The sequence below is a fragment of the Streptomyces sp. SA15 genome (genome assembly GCF_002291145.1).
GTDB lineage: Bacteria > Actinomycetota > Actinomycetes > Streptomycetales > Streptomycetaceae > Streptomyces.
In genome coordinates, this window is the sequence record NZ_NTGE01000168.1 from 19,659 (window position 1) to 36,029 (window position 16,371).

The 16,371-nt window shown below is 70.7% G+C and carries 12 protein-coding genes and 1 pseudogene; 6 read left to right on the forward strand and 7 right to left on the reverse strand.

Going from position 1 to position 16,371, the window contains the following annotated elements; all coding sequences use genetic code 11:
* Window positions 1–34: 34 nt before the first annotated feature.
* Together CLM62_RS37500 and CLM62_RS37505 are read left to right on the forward strand one after the other, a co-directional pair.
* Window positions 35–614: pseudogene (locus CLM62_RS37500) on the forward strand (DinB family protein).
* Window positions 615–820: 206 nt separating this feature from the next.
* Window positions 821–1,921 (forward strand): winged helix DNA-binding domain-containing protein, encoded by a 1,101-nt coding sequence (locus CLM62_RS37505; RefSeq protein ID WP_095754374.1) that lies wholly within the window; start codon window positions 821–823, stop codon window positions 1,919–1,921.
* Window positions 1,922–2,262: 341 nt separating this feature from the next.
* Here the strand turns inward: CLM62_RS37505 and CLM62_RS37510 are convergent, their stop codons facing one another.
* The 4 genes from CLM62_RS37510 to CLM62_RS37525 form a co-directional block, all read right to left on the reverse strand.
* Window positions 2,263–2,706, reverse strand: a complete 444-nt coding sequence (locus tag CLM62_RS37510) for a hypothetical protein (RefSeq protein WP_143659215.1) — start codon at window positions 2,704–2,706, stop codon at window positions 2,263–2,265.
* 16 nt (window positions 2,707–2,722) lie between these two features.
* Window positions 2,723–4,348 carry a GGDEF domain-containing protein gene (locus tag CLM62_RS37515; protein ID WP_095754375.1) on the reverse strand — a complete coding sequence of 542 codons (1,626 nt, stop codon included), beginning with the start codon at window positions 4,346–4,348 and terminating at the stop codon, window positions 2,723–2,725.
* A gap of 176 nt (window positions 4,349–4,524) precedes the next feature.
* Entirely contained in the window at window positions 4,525–5,715 is a 1,191-nt protein-coding gene (locus CLM62_RS37520; protein ID WP_095754376.1) for a lipid-transfer protein, read from the reverse strand.
* Window positions 5,712–6,137 carry a Zn-ribbon domain-containing OB-fold protein gene (locus CLM62_RS37525; protein ID WP_095754364.1) on the reverse strand — a complete coding sequence of 142 codons (426 nt, stop codon included), beginning with the start codon at window positions 6,135–6,137 and terminating at the stop codon, window positions 5,712–5,714. Before CLM62_RS37525 ends, CLM62_RS37520 begins: the two co-directional genes overlap by 4 nt.
* 172 nt (window positions 6,138–6,309) lie before the next feature.
* On the opposite strand from CLM62_RS37525, the gene CLM62_RS37530 reads away from it, so the two are divergent.
* Window positions 6,310–7,119 (forward strand): M15 family metallopeptidase, encoded by an 810-nt coding sequence (locus CLM62_RS37530; RefSeq protein ID WP_095754365.1) that lies wholly within the window; start codon window positions 6,310–6,312, stop codon window positions 7,117–7,119.
* Window positions 7,120–7,165: 46 nt separating this feature from the next.
* A complete protein-coding gene (locus CLM62_RS37535; protein WP_095754377.1) occupies window positions 7,166–7,702 on the forward strand; it encodes an NUDIX domain-containing protein in 537 nt (178 codons plus the stop codon).
* Window positions 7,703–7,704: 2 nt separating this feature from the next.
* Here the strand turns inward: CLM62_RS37535 and CLM62_RS37540 are convergent, their stop codons facing one another.
* Window positions 7,705–10,071, reverse strand: coding sequence for a TIM-barrel domain-containing protein (locus CLM62_RS37540; RefSeq protein ID WP_095754366.1), 2,367 nt, complete (start codon window positions 10,069–10,071; stop codon window positions 7,705–7,707).
* Window positions 10,072–10,283: 212 nt separating this feature from the next.
* Between CLM62_RS37540 and CLM62_RS37545 the strand changes: the two genes are divergently transcribed.
* Both CLM62_RS37545 and CLM62_RS37555 read left to right on the forward strand, forming a co-directional pair.
* On the forward strand, window positions 10,284–12,251 hold the full coding sequence (locus CLM62_RS37545) for an acetoacetate--CoA ligase (RefSeq protein ID WP_095754367.1): 1,968 nt from the start codon (window positions 10,284–10,286) through the stop codon (window positions 12,249–12,251).
* A 513-nt stretch (window positions 12,252–12,764) separates the two neighbouring features.
* Window positions 12,765–13,658, forward strand: a complete 894-nt coding sequence (locus CLM62_RS37555) for a hypothetical protein (RefSeq protein WP_095754369.1) — start codon at window positions 12,765–12,767, stop codon at window positions 13,656–13,658.
* A 68-nt stretch (window positions 13,659–13,726) separates the two neighbouring features.
* On the opposite strand, the gene ptsP is transcribed toward CLM62_RS37555, so the two are convergent.
* Together ptsP and CLM62_RS37565 are read right to left on the reverse strand one after the other, a co-directional pair.
* Window positions 13,727–15,397 (reverse strand): phosphoenolpyruvate--protein phosphotransferase, encoded by a 1,671-nt coding sequence (gene ptsP, locus CLM62_RS37560; protein ID WP_095754370.1) that lies wholly within the window; start codon window positions 15,395–15,397, stop codon window positions 13,727–13,729.
* A gap of 79 nt (window positions 15,398–15,476) precedes the next feature.
* Window positions 15,477–15,926, reverse strand: a complete 450-nt coding sequence (locus CLM62_RS37565) for a PTS glucose transporter subunit IIA (RefSeq protein WP_095754371.1) — start codon at window positions 15,924–15,926, stop codon at window positions 15,477–15,479.
* Window positions 15,927–16,371 lie beyond the last annotated feature (445 nt).

Below are 16,371 nucleotides of genomic sequence, written 5' to 3' on the forward strand. Positions count from 1 at the left end.
GGACAACAAGACCGATCAGAAGGACTCCATCATCGTGACCGCCACCACCACGGCTCCCTCCACTCTCGACGGCGAGCGGGCCGATCTGCTCGCCGCGCTAGCGACCGCGCGATCCCGCCCTGACCCACACGACGCGCGGGCTCGGCGACGAGCAGGCCGGTGAGTATCCGACGGTCAGCGCGTTGTGCCTGGGCGGGCTGATCAAGCACGTCGCGTCCATGGAGGAAGCGTGGATGCGTTTCGTGCTCGAGGGTCCATCGGCGATGCGTTACGACCTGCCCGGCCGTGTCACCTGGGCCGACCTCGCGGCCGGCACCGCACGCGAGATCCCACAGTGGATGATCGACCACCAGAACGACTTCCGGATGCTGCCCGGCGAGACGCTGGCCGGGATCGTCGAGAGCTACGAGCAGCTCGCCGCCCGCAGCGAGAAGATCATCGCTTCCGTCCCCGACCTGTCGGCGACACACCCGCTGCCGGAGGCGCCTTGGCACGAGCCGGGATCGGTGCACAGCGTGCGCCGGGTGCTGATGCACGTCTTCGCCGAGACCGCCCAGCACGCCGGGCACGCGGACATTCTGCGCGAGGCGCTCGACGGGCAGGCGTCCACCTGACCGGTGACGGATGTCGACCAGATCGGGCCACCGCCCCGACCCGGCGCTGCGCGCCGGACGCGGTGAACCAGGACCCGGCGGCGGCCGTGCGCCGACCGTCCGGTCCTGACCTGAAGGCTTGTACGGAATTGCAGGGCAGGCGTCACCGTGAAAACGCGCGAGCTGGGGCGGACCGGTATCCACGAGCGCGCCGAGGCATGGCCCCGATGACCGTTCTCGACACCCGGGCGCTGGGCCGCGCCACGCTGGCCCGGCAGTTGCTGCTCGATCGCGCCGACGTACCGGTCCTCGACGCCGTCGCGCACCTCGGCGGTCTGCAAGCGCAGGAACCGCAGGAACCGTTCGTCGGGCTCTGGTCCCGGCTGCGCGTGTTCGACCCGTCGGTGCTTTCGGACCTGCTGATCGGGCGGCGCGTGGTGCGGACCCACCTCATGCGCCGCACCGTCCACCTCGTCACCGCCGGGGACGCTCTGGCCTGGCGGGCACGCCACGACGCCATGCTGCGTCAACGGGTGCTCGGGGTGTACCGCCGCGAGCTCGACGGGGTGGATCTCGACGAACTCGCGGCGGCGGGCCGGGCGGTGATGGCCGACGGCGAGCCGCGCTCGATGACCGAGCTCGCGCGGGCACTCGCCGGGCGCTGGCCGACACCGGGGCCGCGGGCGCTGGGTGAAATGCTGATCGCCGCCCTCGTCCCGGTGGCGCAGCTGCCGCCGCGCGGGCTCTGGCGGACGAGGGCGGGAGTGCGCAACGTCCTGCTCTCGTCCTGGCTGGGTCGCGAGATCGACCCGCCGTCCCCGGACGGCTCCGATCCCGTGGGCCAGGCGCTGGTACGGCGTTATCTGGTCGCGTTCGGCCCCGCCGCCTCGGCCGACCTGCGTGCCTGGTGCGGCCTCGCCGGGCTGCCGGCCGCGATCGCCGCGATACGCGAGGAACTGGTCACCTTCCGCGACGAGCGAGGCCGGGAACTGTTGGACCTCCCCGACGAGCCGCGCCCCGACCCCGACACACCCGCCCCGGTGCGGTTCCTTCCGGCGTTCGACAACGCGCTCCTCGGCTACCACGACCGCAGCCGGATCGTCGACGACGCCCACCGCGGCCTGTCGGTCGCCGGCGCTCGCGTCGTCCTTGTCGACGGCCGGGTCGCCGCGACCTGGAGCGTCGAGGCCGGCACCGTGATCGTCACCCCGCTGCGCCGCTTCTCCCGAGCCGACCGCTCCACCGTCGCCGAGGAGGGGCGGGCGCTGGCGTCGTTCCTCTCCGACAAGGACAGCCACCGCGTACGGATCGCCGCGTCTCCGCGCTGAGCGACACACCCGTGAACTGCTCGCCCTATGCACGTGATCGAGTAGCGCTGCGGTTCACGTTGCCGAAGGGCTGCACGGTCAGGCGCTTGTCACGCTCAACAACAGGGGCCTGACGCCGCCCCGTGCGCGTGCGCAACGCCAGCCGCTCGCAGACGGCCGCGGCCCGGCCCTCCTCGCCGGAGACCGGATCCAGGTCCGCTCCGCCGGATCGGCCACGGCGACAGCTCGCCTCCGGCCGCCGTCGGCGTGATGGCGAGACCGGCATCGGCATCTCCGCCGAAGCGCCGAAGGCGCTGACCTCCCATGCAGTACGGGCCTCACCGCCGAGCTCCCGGCCGGCTTCAGGCAGAGGGTGTGGCGCAGAGAGCCGCGCCCAGCTTCGAGTGCCGTAGGCGAGGAAGAGAACGTCGGTGTGCAGCCACACTCAGGCAGGCCATCCCGTCCGGCGTCCAGGCGGTGAGAGTCGGCTGCAGGCAGAAGAGGTGGCGGCCGATGCCGTCCCAGCCCCGGCGCTCCCCTTCGCGGCGGCGCTGACCGCGCATCGCACCCATCGACACGCCGACTTCGCCCGCCACGGTGGCCGGCAGGGGAGCGCGGGCGGGCTCGATCCACGCCAGGTCGGTGCCCCGGGGAGAACTCCGGATCGTCGAGGAACAGGCCGCGGACGCGCAGGAGCCGGCAGACAGGCTTGGCCGGGAGCTTCGATCGAGCTGGGCCAGGTCGCGGAGGCCGCGCTCGAAGGCGGCCGTCTCGACGCCGAGCATCCCGAGCCAACGGCTGTCCACCTGGCGTTCGCCCCGCCTACCCCGCCCGCGCGGTTGCCGCCCCCGATCCACGACGGACCTCGTGCCCGGCCAGCCCGGCACGGCCCAGCACCCAACTCGCTCCGTCCAACGCCTTCGCGGCCTGCTTCAGCGGCGCCAGACAGGCGGCCGCCTCCCGGTGGTCCGTCACACTGCCCGGCATGCACAACACCGTGGCCAGGGACAACGTGACGGGACGCCCTCCCGCCGCCCAGGGGACGTCCAACACGGAAGCGGCCAGCGGATCCAGACCCTCCGGATCAGCCAGCACCAGGAAGTCGTCCCCACCGATGTGGCCCACGCGCGTACTGCCGGACGCGGCATGCTGCAGCGCCCGCCCCACCGACCGGATCAACTCGTCGCCGGCCGCGAACCCCGCCCCGTCGTTGACCTGCTTGAAGTGGTCGACGTCCAGCCAACTCAGGGCGAACGCCCGCCCGTCCGCGATCCGCCGGTCCACCTCGCCGGTGATCGCGTCCGAACCCGGCAGCCGGGTCAGCGGATTGAGCCCGGCCGCCTCCTCGACCCGGCTCTCGGCCAGCGCCCGTACGAGATCCGCGAGCCGTACGACGCCCACGCACCGGCCGTACCGGTCGACCACGGCCACGTCGTCCGACGTGCGGTCCCGGTCGCCCACCGCCACCACGTCCAGGACCTCCCACGCGGTGGCGTCGACGCCCACCGTCCGGGGAGGGTCGCCGAGTTTGGCGGCGGGGCGATCCGCGTACAGGGCATGCCCGTAGCGTCCCGACATGGACAGCAGGAAGCGGGACCGGTGCACCGAGCGCACCGGCACGCCGTCCCGGTCCACGAGCAGCACCCCGGACACGTCGGGCGAGCCGGTCAGCAGCGCCCGCACCTGACCTGCGGACGCGGTGGCGGGCAGCAGCGCCGCGGGCCGTACGAACTCCCGCACCGACGGCCCCGAGCGAGGCGTCCCGACGGCGTCGGCGGAGCGGGGCGGAACGTATACGTCTGCGGCGGGCAGCCGGGACGGCGGCGCGAACAGCTCGCCCTGCGCCAGCTGCGCACCCGCCGACAGCGCGGCCGCGCACTGCAACTCGGTCTCCACGCCCTCTACGACGAGCAGCGCGCCGATCTCGTCGCACAGCGTCCGCATCGCGCGTACCGCCGGCGACCGCGCCAGCAGCGACGCGTCCAGCTTCACCAGGTCGGGCGCGAGATCGATGAGCAGCCGCAGGGGTACGTCCCCGTCTCCGACGCCGTCCGCGCTGATCCGGAAGCCTTGCTCTCGCAGCCCGGCGACCGCCTCCAGCAGTGCCTGCTGGGGCACGTGTGTGTACGGCGGGCCGATGTCGATCGTCACCTCCCAGGGCAGCCGCCCCACCGCGCGCACGGCGTCGTGCAGCGGAGTCAGCCCGCCGAGATCGGCGAGGGTGCCGGCGAACACGTTGACGTGCAGCGGCAACAGCGTCTCCCGGCGAGCCGCCGTACGAACCGCCAGCACAGCGAGCCGACCGTCGATTTCGGGATCCCGACGGGCCTCGGCCAGCACGTCGCCGGTCTCCGGCCGGGCGAGTATCTCCAAACCCGCGACCCCGCCGGTCGTCAGATTGACCACCGGTTGGAAGGCGAAGCGGAGAGTGTCCGTCCAGGAGTGCACGGGAGCATGATGGCGCTGTCGGCGCACGCCCAGGCCCAGTTCATGAGACGTTCACGCACGATTCCGGGTTGGTCACGCAGCGTACGAGAAAGCCCTTGCTCCCGCCCGGCCCCTTCGCGACACGCCCTTGGCCCGCCCGGCCACGGCGATCCGGCCCCGTCCCGGACCCCGGATCCTCACCGCACCGCGATCACCGCCGATCCGTGCCCGAACAACCCCTGGTTCGCGGTGATGCCCACGCGCGCCCCCGCGACCTGCCGGTCACCCGCATCGCCCCTCAACTGCCAGGTCACTTCGCAGACCTGGGCGATCGCCTGCGCCGGAACGGCCTCTCCGAAGGAGGCGAGCCCGCCACTGGTGTTCACCGGTATTCGCCCACCCAGGGCCGTCGCACCCTCCCGGAGCAGCTTCGCCCCCTCGCCCTCCCCGCACAGCCCGAGATCCTCGTACCACTGCAACTCCAGGGCGGTGGACAGGTCGTACACCTCGGCGAGGGACAGATCCTCGGGCCCGATACCCGCCTCGTCGTAGGCGGCGCGCGCGATCGACGCCCGGTACGTCCCGGCGGCGGGCTCGGCCGCCACCGCGGAGTCCGTCGCGATGTCCGGCAGATCCAGCACGGTGTTCGGGTAACGCGGCGTCACCGTGGACACGGCCCTGATCCGCACCGGGTCGGCCACCCCGCGCCGGCGCGCGAACTCCATGCTGGACAGCACCACAGCCGCGCCTCCGTCCGAGGTGGCGCAGATGTCGAGCAGCCGCAGCGGATCGGCGACCACCGCCGAGGCGGCGACCTCCTCGGCGGTGACCCGCTTGCGGTAGCGCGCGTACGGATTCAGCGCGCCCACGGCGGCGTTCTTCACCTTGACCTGAGCGAAGTCCTCCGGTGTGTCCCCGTGTACGGCCATCCGCCGTCGCGCGTACAGCCCGAAGTACGTCGGATTGGTCGCTCCCAGCACCCGGAAGCGCAGCCAGTCCGGGTCGTCGGGCCGATCACCACCCGCGGGCCGGAAGAAGCCCTTCGGCGCGGCATCGGCGCCCACCACCAGCACCACGTCCGCGAGGCCCGAAAGGATCTGCCCGCGCGCGATGTCGACGGCCTGCGCCCCCGACGCGCACGCCGCGTACACACTCGCGACCCGGGCCCCCTGCCAGCCCAGCGCCTTCGCGAACGTCGCCCCCGCCACATACCCCGGATAGCCGCCGCGCACGGTGTCCGCGCCGACGATCGAGCCGACCTCCCGCCAGTCCAGTCCCGCGTCGGCGAGTGCCGCGCGGGCTGCCACCGCTCCGTACTCGACGAAACCGCGACCCCATTTGCCCCAGGGGTGCATGCCCGCGCCGAGCACCGCCACCTCTCCTGTCACGCCGTCACCCCCGTCGGCCGCCACTGCCAGGTCGTCCAGACCGTCTCCGCGTCCTCATGGAGCACGCCGGGCACGAGCTCCACCTCCATGCCCACCGCCAGATCGGCGACAGTGATCCCGGGGACCGCCTGTCCCAGTACCACCATCCGTTCTGCCTCGAGCTCCACAGCGATCAACGTGTACGGCTCCCACGGAAGTTCCGGATCGGTCACATAGGGTGACGGCGGGCGGTAGCGGCTGTCCGTGTACGACCAGACGCGCCCGCGCTGCGAGAGCGGAACCTCCTCCAGATCGCCGCCGGAGCACCCGGGATTGCGGCAGTGGGCGTCCTCGCGGGGAAAGAAGACCGAGGCGCACGCCGAGCAACGTGTGCCGAGGAGCCGGAAATCGCCTCCGTCGCCGGCGAACCACCTGGCAACCACAGGCGTACGTGCACGCGACAAGGTTCCTCCCCGATGCCTATCTGACGGAACGTCAGAAGTGTGCCACGGGTGGCGTTCCATGGGCAGGGCACCCGTCGCAGTCCTCCGTTCGGAGGCGAACTGCATCCGATCGCTTCCCTGATGGAACGCGCCTCTGATAGATGCAGGGGACATGACACGACTCTCCGGCGCAGTACGCGGGCTGGTCACCATGCTCGCCGCCCTGCTGGCCATGACCGCCGCATCCACCACCGCCCGGGGGCACACCGAGCCCAAGGCGCCCGCAGACTTTGTGGCCCTGAGAGCCGTGGATCCGACGATCATCCAGGAGATGCGCTACTTCACCCCGCACAACTTCGTCGGCGAGCGCATCGACGGCTACCAGCAGCCCCTGTGCATCCTCACCCGGCCGGCCGCGAATGCGCTCCACAAGGCGCAGCTGAAACTGCTCCGCAAGGGCTACACCCTCAAGGTGTACGACTGCTACCGGCCGCAGCGCGCCGTGAACCACTTCGTCCGCTGGGCCCAGGACCTCGACGACCAAGCCATGAAGGGCGAGTTCTACCCGAACGTCGACAAGAGCCGTCTGTTCGAGGACGGTTACATCGCGGAGAAATCCGGCCACAGCCGCGGCTCGACCATGGACCTCACGATCGTGAAGCTCCCCGCCAAGCCGACCAGGCCGTACCTGCCCGGAGAGCCGCTGGTGCCCTGTTACGCACCCAAGGAGGAACGATTCCCGGACAACTCCGTCGACATGGGCACCGGATTCGACTGCTTCGACACCCTCTCGCACACCATCGACCCACGCGTCCAAGGCACACAGCGCGCCAACCGACTGCTGCTCAAGAGCACCCTGGAGAGCCTCGGATTCGTCAATCTCGCCGAGGAGTGGTGGCACTACACGTACAAACCCGAGCCCTACCCCGACACCTACTTCGACTTCCCGGTGTCCTCGAAGTCCCTCACAGGGAAACACTGAGCAGCCCCCGGAAGACGCCCTTCCAGTGATCGGATACAGTCCGCGCGTGTCCGAATCTCAGCACTCCACCCACAACTCCGGGCCAGGCACCCACTGTTCGAGCTGCGGAGCGCCCTACGGAGAGGGCGTCTCCGGCTGGCCCCGTACCTGCCCGGCCTGCGCCACCGTGGCCTACCGCAATCCGCTCCCGGTCGCGGTGGCCCTCCAGCCCGTGTACGACACACAGGGCACCGCCTTGGTCGTCATCACCCGGACCATCGCCCCCGCGCGCGGGGGCACCGCACTGCCCGGCGGCTACATCGACGACCGTGAGGACTGGCGACAGGCCGTCGTCCGTGAGCTCAAGGAAGAGACCGGCATCGACGCGGCGAGCCGCGACGTACGGCTCGTCGACGCGATGAGCTCGCCCGACGGACACCTGTTGCTCTTCGGGCTCCTGCCGGAGCGCCCGGCCGACGGCCTGCCGCCCTCCGCCGCCACGGACGAGACGGAGGGCCGCCACCTGCTGCGCAGGCCGGAAGAGCTCGCCTTCCCGCTGCACACCCTGGCCGTACGGGCATGGTTCGAGGGCCGGTACATCTGACCTCAGCTCGCCCCGAGCCCTCGTACCCGCACCGGGTGAGGCGGCTCGCTCACGCCGTCCTCCCCCTCCCGCTCGACCACCACCTGCCGACCGTCCCAGCGGGTGACATAGCGTTCGATCTCCGGCTCGTCCCAGCCGTCGCCCGCGTCCGGCACGACCAGCCCGCCCCCGGTCCGTCCCAGGGCGGGCGCCCACACCTCCAGCTCCAGCCCACCCTCGTCTCCGCGTACCGGCACAACGGCACCCGCGCGTACGAGCACCGGAATCCGCGACAAGGGGGCGTCCACGAGCACCTGAGCCGGACCCTCGTACACCTTCTCCGTCACCGTGTCGTACCACCGCCCCCGCGGCAACTGCACCGCCCGCCGGTCCGCACCCGGGTCGAGCACCGGCGCCACCAGCAGGCAGTCGCCCAGCAGAAAGGCGTCCTCACAGTCACGCAGCGCACGATCCTCGGGCGCCGTCCACCACAGAGGCCGCACATAGGGCGCTCCCGTACGCCGGGCCAGATGCGCCAGCGTCACGAAGTACGGCAGCAGCCGCCGGCGTTCGACGAGCGCCACGCGCGCGTGCTCCAGCACCTCGTCACCGAACTCCCACGGCTCTCTGCGCCCGGCCCGCAGACTCGCATGCGTGCGGAAGAGCGGCAGATACGCGCCCAGTTGGAGCCACCGCAGATACAGCTCGGGCGACGGACTCCCGTCGAAGCCGCCCACGTCCGGCCCCGAGTACGGCACCCCGCACAGCCCCAGCCCCATGACCAGCGACAGTGAGGCCCGCAACCCGGGCCACCCCGTGGCCACGTCACCGGACCACGTGCCCCCGTAGCGCTGCATGCCCACCCAGCCGGAGCGTGAGAAGACGAAGGGCCGCTCCTGAGGCGCCAGCTCGCGCAGCCCTACGTAGCCGGCCTGGGCCATGCACAGCCCATAGACGTTATGCGCCTCGCGATGGTCACCGTCGCGACCCTCCAACGAGTGCCGGGCCGACCGCGGCAGCGTCGACTCCCCGAACGCGGTGAACGAGGTGGGCTCGTTCATGTCGTGCCAGAAGCCCGAGAAGCCCTGGGCCAGCCGCTCCTCGTAGAGGCGCCCCCACCACCGCCGCACGCGCGCGTGCGTGAAATCCGGATACACCGCATCACCGGGCCACACGACGCCTCGCACGAGCCGTCCCGCCGCGTCCCGCACGAACACGTCCTCGTCCATCCCGCCGTCGAACACGGCATTCCCAGGGGCGTCCTTGACCGCAGGATCGACGATCGATACCAGCCGGATCCCCTCCCGCCGCAGCTCCTCGGCCAGCTGCGGCAACTTCGGGAAGCGCTCCTGGTCGACGGTGAACACCTGGTGGGCGTCGTAGTGGTCGATGTCCAGATGGACCGCGTCGAGCGGCAGACCACGCTCCTGATAGCCCGAAACGATCCGCCGCACCTCCTGCTCACTGCCGAACCCCCACCGCGCGTGATGATGCCCGAGCGCCCACGCGGGCGGCAGCGCGGCCGCACCGGTGAGAGAGGCCCAAGCGAGCAGCACGCGCGCGGGGGTGCCCACGATCAGCCAGCAGCGCAGCGGACCGCCGTCCATGCGCAGCTCGGACGTGCCGGCCCGGTCGTGCCCGGATCCGGCGCCCTCCTCGCCCTCCCGCAGCGTCACCGTGCCGTCCCACGAGGTGTCGTGGAACACCAGATGCGTGGCCGCATCCGCGACCACCAGCTGCACGGGCATGGTGACGTACAACGGATCCTCGCCGGGGCCGAAGGGACGCCCCGGGTCGGTGTTCCACAGCCGGTACGTCCCGTCCCGCAGCCGGGGGCCCGAAGCCCGCCCCCCGAGCCCGAAGAACCGCGCGTCCGCGGCCACCTCCGACCGCTGCATCCAGCGTGCCCGGCCGCCGCCCGCGGGCTCCCACCACCGGGGCGGCAGATCCCGGCGCAAGGTCACACCACCGGGCGTACGCACCTCGACCGCTCCGTGCCGCGAGACGACGACCGTCACCCGCTCCGCCACCACCCGCCAGCCGCCGTCCTTGTCCGGCTCCAGCACCGCCCGGGGGTCCGGCTCCGGGCAGCGTCCGGCGAGCGCGTACGACGGCTCGGGACCGGCTCCGTCCCAGCCCCAGAAGACGGCCCCGTTGGCGGCCACAGCGATCCGCAGCTCGGAGCGACTGAACCGGACGACGCCGCCCCCGGGCCCGGGCTCGACCTCCCGCACGGGCCCCGGTACCCGCGCGAGCTCGGCTCCCCGCTGCGGCAGCCCCGCGGCATCGGCACGCCTCCTGCGCCACGCGGCGCGAACGGTACGCAACCCCCGGGCCGCCCCTGCCGAACCGACCGTCTTCACCGAACGCATCAGGCCACGACCATCCATGCTGCTCAGCCTGTCATCGACGACGCCACGCGTGCGTGTCGTTCAGCTGCCGTTCACCCGTGCTGGGACCACATCTTCACGACACGGACTATGTGGGGCACACCCTGGTGCAGGAGTCGATCACATGGCATCGTCCGTGTCAGCCGCGTCACGCGCACATCCAGCCCGTGCGCGGAGGACGCACACGACGCGCACAGTCCGGGAGCCGCCCCATGTCGACCGTGAACCCCCAGCCGCTCTGGCACCCCGATCCAGAACGCATCGCCCAGGCACAGGTCACCAGGTTCCAGGCCTGGGCAGCCGAGCACCACGGCGCCCCGTCCGAGGGCGGCTACGCCGCACTGCACCGCTGGTCCGTCGACGAACTGGACACATTCTGGAAAGCCGTCACGGAATGGTTCGACGTACGGTTCTCGACCCCCTACGCCCGCGTGCTCGCCGACCGCTCGATGCCCGGCGCCCAGTGGTTTCCCGGCGCGACCCTGAACTACGCCGAGCACGCCCTGCGCGCGAGCGAGACCCGTACGTACCAACCGGCACTCCTGTATGTCGACGAAACCCACGAGTCGCGCCCGGTGACCTGGTCCGAGCTGCGCCGCCAGGTCGGCTCCCTGTCCGCCGAGCTGCGCGCCCTCGGCGTACGCCCCGGAGACCGTGTCAGCGGCTATCTCCCGAACATCCCGCAGGCCGTCGTCGCCTTCCTCGCCACGGCCGCCGTGGGCGGCGTCTGGACCTCCTGCGCTCCCGACTTCGGCGCCCGCAGCGTCCTCGACCGCTTCCAGCAGGTGGAACCGGTTGTTCTGTTCACCATCGACGGCTACCGCTACGGCGGCAAGGAGCACGACCGCCGCGACACCATCGCCGAACTGCGCCGCGAACTGCCCACCCTGCGCGCCGTCGTCCACATCCCCCTCCTCGGCACCGAAGCTCCCGATGGCGCCCTGGAGTGGTCGGCCCTGACGAGCGCCGACGTGGATCCAGTCTTCGAACAGGTGCCCTTCGACCACCCCCTGTGGGTGCTCTACTCCTCCGGCACGACCGGCCTGCCCAAGGCCATCGTCCAGTCCCAGGGCGGCATCCTGATCGAGCACCTCAAACAGCTCGGACTGCACTGCGACCTCGGTCCCGAGGACCGTTTCTTCTGGTACACGTCGACCGGCTGGATGATGTGGAACTTCCTCGTCTCCGGCCTCCTCACCGGCACGACGATCGTCCTCTACGACGGCAGCCCCGGCTACCCGGACGCAGGCGCCCAGTGGCGGGTCGCAGAACGGACCCGGGCCACGCTGTACGGCACGTCGGCCGCGTACGTCATGGCCTGCCGCAAGGCCGGCGTGCACCCCGGCCGCGACCACGACCTCTCCCAGGTCCAGTGCGTCGCCACCACCGGATCGCCCCTCCCACCCGACGGGTTCCGCTGGCTGCACGACGAGGTCCGCGACGACCTGTGGATCGCGTCCGTCAGCGGCGGCACGGATGTGTGCTCCTGTTTCGCAGGAGCCGTACCAACCCTCCCCGTGTACATCGGCGAGCTCCAGGCGCCCGGGCTGGGCACCGACCTGCAGTCCTGGGACCCGAGCGGCAAACCCCTGATCGACGAGGTCGGCGAGCTCGTGGTCACCAATCCCATGCCGTCCATGCCGATCTACTTCTGGAACGACCCGGACGGCAGCCGCTACCACGACAGCTACTTCGACACCTACCCCGGAGTGTGGCGCCACGGCGACTGGATCACCGTCACCTCACGCGGCTCCGTCGTCATCCACGGCCGTTCCGACTCGACGCTCAACCGCCAAGGCGTGCGCATGGGTTCGGCCGACATCTACGAAGCCGTCGAACGCCTTCCAGAAATCAAGGAATCCCTGGTCATCGGCATCGAGCAGCCCGACGGCGGCTACTGGATGCCCCTCTTCGTACACCTGGCCCCCGGAGCAGTCCTCGACGAGGCGCTCCTGAACCGCATCAAGCAGACCATCCGGGAACAGCTCTCACCCCGCCACGTCCCCGACGAGATCATCGAGGTCCCCGGCATCCCGCACACCCTCACCGGAAAGCGCATCGAGGTTCCCGTGAAGCGCCTGCTCCAGGGCACTCCCTTGGAGAAGGCCGTCAACCCGGGCTCCATCGACAACCTCGACCTGCTCCACTTCTACGAGGACCTGGCACGCAAGCGCGCCTGACCGACGCCCACAGACAGACCGACAACGCACCCCGCCACGACCCACCAGCCGCACACAGGGCCGCACCGCGGGGTCGGTGCCCAGGAACTTGCTCACCGTCCGCCCGTGCACCCAGCGGGTCAGCCCTGCGCCGGTCAGCGTTCACTGGAGCGCACGGGCGACAGCGCCGCGAACGTCCTCACCAGGCTCTACGCCACCCGCGTCGCTGACCGGACCGCGTCCGCTACCAGGCCGCCCAGCGAACCGTCGCCAACGCCGACCGGGCCCGCGGCGGCCTCGCGGGGTGCGAGGCACGGCCATGGGCGGACCCCTCACCGCCACCCAGCGGGTCCCACCGCGGGCACCGACACCTCACTCGGCGCCTACCCCGGCGTCCACGGCCTCGCCCGGTCCATCCGGCGCAGCGTGGGACCACTCGCTGTCATCGCGGCCATCGCAACCGCCGCGGGACGCCATTGTCAGTGCCGCCGATTACTGTGAGTGAGCATTGATCGACTGCGTACAGGGGGAAACATGGCGCACACCGACCACCAGACCATGCGACGCGTCCTGCGCCGCGAAATCGCCGGCACGATCGGCCTGCTGACCGACGAACACGACTTCCGAGCGATGCGGCGCTACCGCACGTTCACCTTCGACGACCATACGACCTACCTCCGACAAGTCGAAGATCTCCTCAGGACACGCGCCTCCCAAGGCAGCCACACCACGGTCGCTCTCTTCGACCCGGAGGAATACGCCGAGTTCTGTGCGGACGCCGGCCTCGACCCCGACATCCCGTCGAGCCGCACACGCTTCACGGCCGAGCTCGCGACCACCGGCCCGGCCATCCCCTACGAAGGCCAGCCTCTGGCCGACCTCGTACCGGCCCTCGTCGACGAAGCGGTCCGACAGGCCACCTGGGAATACGCGAGCACGCTGCTCGCCCGCCTCGGTTCATGTGCTTCCTGCGGGGAGGACATCGGCCGCGCGGCCTTCGTCCGCGCCTCCCACGTCCTCGTCCGCATCCTCGAGACGGCCCAGCCGGGCGACCGACACCTCGTCTGCAGCGTCACCGGTACGCCGGAAACACTCGTCGCCGTTCTCCACGCCCACGAGGACACCGACGGAGCCACCCAACTCGACGAGGCCGAAGCCCTCGAATTCACCACCGTCCTGGCCCTCGCCCTCGGTACCCAGAGCCCGGGCGGACTGGTGATGCGCACCAGCACCCCCGGCAACCCCGACCGCATCTACGGCTGGCGCCTGCGCGGCGAGTGCCTCGAACCCCTCACGGCCGGAGAAGTCTTCGACGCCTACTGCACCGACGTCGAATCCGGTGACCTCATCTCGCCCGAATCGGACGTCGACTACTGCGCGCCGCCCGACATCGCAGACGAGGGACAGACGCCCGGGCACCACCACTGAACACCAAAGGGGCGCTCCACCCAGCGCGGAGCGCCCCTCACCGAAGGCCGACAGCAGGCCCGGCCCGCCTACTCGCCCGACAGCACCGCCTGGGCCGCGCTGCGCGCCTCCTCGGCACTGTCCGCCGCCCGCGCGGCCGCCGCGGCCCGCTCACACTGCGCCAGCGTGTACTTCGCCAGCGTCGCCCGGACATAAGGAAGCGAAGCCGCACCCATGGAAAGCGAGGTGACACCGAGACCGGTCAGCACACACGCGAGCAGCGGGTCGGAAGCGGCCTCACCGCACACACCACAGCTCTTGCCCTCGGCCTTCGCCGCCTCGGCGGACAGCGCGACCAGGTCGAGCAGCGCGGGCTGCCACGGATCCTGCAGACGGGATACCGCACCCACCTGACGGTCCGCGGCGAAGGTGTACTGCGCGAGGTCGTTGGTCCCCAGTGACAGGAACTCGACCTCCTGCAGGATCGACCGCGCCCGCAGCGCGGCCGACGGAATCTCCACCATCGCGCCGAACTTCGCCTGCAACCCCGCCTCACGGCACGCGTCCGCGAACGCCTTGGCATCGGCGCGGTCCGCCACCATCGGGGCCATCACCTCCAGGTAGACCGGCAGTCCATCGGCGGCCTTCGCCAGCGCCGTCAGCTGCGTACGCAGCACCTCGGGGTGGTCGAGCAGCGTCCGCAGACCACGCACGCCCAGCGCCGGATTCGGTTCGTCGGCCGGCGTGAGGAAGTCCAACGGCTTGTCCGCACCCGCGTCCAGCACACGCACGACGACGCGGCCCTCGGGGAACGCTTCGAGAACCTGCCGGTAGGCCTCGACCTGCTTCTCCTCCGAAGGAGCGTTCTTGCTGTCGTCGAGGAAGAGGAACTCGGTACGGAAAAGCCCCACACCCTCAGCCCCGGCCTCGACGGCAGCCGGCACGTCGGCCGGACCACCGACATTGGCCAGCAGCGGCACCTTGTGACCGTCGGAGGTGGCCCCCGGACCGGTCGAAGCGGCCAGCGCTGCCTTGCGCTCGGCGGCCTCGGCCTCCAGCCGCGCCTTCCTCTCGTCGCTGGGATTCACGAAGATCTCGCCCGTGCTCCCGTCCACGGCGATCATCGTGCCCTCGGCGATCTCACCCGCGCCGGGCAGCGCCACCACAGCCGGAACACCGAGCGCCCGCGCCAGAATCGCGCTGTGGCTGGTCGGCCCGCCCTCCTCGGTGACGAAACCGAGGACCAGAGCCGGGTCCAGCAGCGCCGTGTCGGCAGGTGCGAGGTCACGCGCAATAAGGACGTACGGCTCGTCGCTGTCCGGAACACCCGGCATCGGCACTCCGAGCAACCGGGCGACGATACGATTCCGCACGTCATCCAGGTCGGCCACCCGACCCGCGAGGTACTCACCCGCGCCGGCCAGCAGAGCCCGGTAGGCGGCGAAAGCGTCGTACACCGCCCGCTCGGCCGTACTTCCGACCGCGATACGCCGCTCCACGTCAGCCATCAGCTCGGGATCCTGAGCCATCATGGCCTGCGCTTCGAGCACCGCCTGGGCTTCGCCCCCCGCCAGATTGCCGCGCGCCATCAGGTCGGCCGCCACAGCTTCCACGGCCTTGCGGGCGCGCCCCTGTTCACGCTCCGCGTCCTCCGCCGGAATCTGCTTGGCAGGCGGTTCGAGCACCGCCGTTCCCATGTGCCGAACCTCGCCGATGGCCACACCGTGGCTCACGCCGACGCCTCGCAGAGTTGTCTCCATCTCACCCGTCTCCGATAGTGCGGCGGGTCCCGCCGCCGCGATGGTTGTCCCTACTTACCGTCATGCGACGGCGCCGATGTCACTTCCAGAGGAAGAGACTGTCGCCTGCTTTAACATCGCCGTCCTCACGGAACTCGGCGAGCGCCTCGGCCGTGGCCTCCAGCGCCACGACCGGGCAGACCGGAGATTTGCCGGCGGCCTCGACCGCGGCCGGGTTCCAGCGCACCACGCTCTGACCGCGCGTGACGTTGTCGCCCTTGTTCACGAGCAGCTCGAAGCCCTCACCGTTGAGCTGCACCGTGTCGATGCCGAGGTGGACGAGTACGCCGTGTCCTTGCTCGTCGACGACGACGAAAGCGTGTGGGTGCAGCGAGACGATGACTCCGTCCACGGGCGCGACAGCCTCGGAAGGCTCACGTACGGGGTCGATGGCCGTGCCCGGGCCGACCATGGCCCCGGAGAAGACCGGATCCGGCACGGCTGCCAGTCCGATGACGCGTCCGGCAAGAGGGGACGTCACGGTGGTCATGGGAAGCCTCCCAGGGGTGGAGATTCAGAGGAGCGCCGTTGGACCTGTCCAGGACGGCGCGCTGTTGAGCAGGGTATGTCAGAGGAAGATCCGGTTCCGCATGAGAGCCCTCTCTTAGAGGTCTAGACCATACCTCCAATCGATTTGCGCCTGCTCTTCGGCCCCGTGTACAGTCGTACTCCTGCTTGGGGATGAGCGACGCAACCTGGCGTCCTTGCCCGGCAGCACCCAACTTGTCAGATCCTATCTCGGGGTCGCCTTCTGCATGCCCGCAGGACGGTGGCCAGAGAGTCGGAAAAACACTGATAGAGTCGGAAACGCAAGACCGAAGGGAAGCGCCCGGAGGAAAGCCGCGAGAGAGTCTCTCGGGTGAGTACAAAGGAAGCGTCCGTTCCTTGAGAACTCAACAGCGTGCCAAAAGTCAACGCCAGATATGTTGATACCC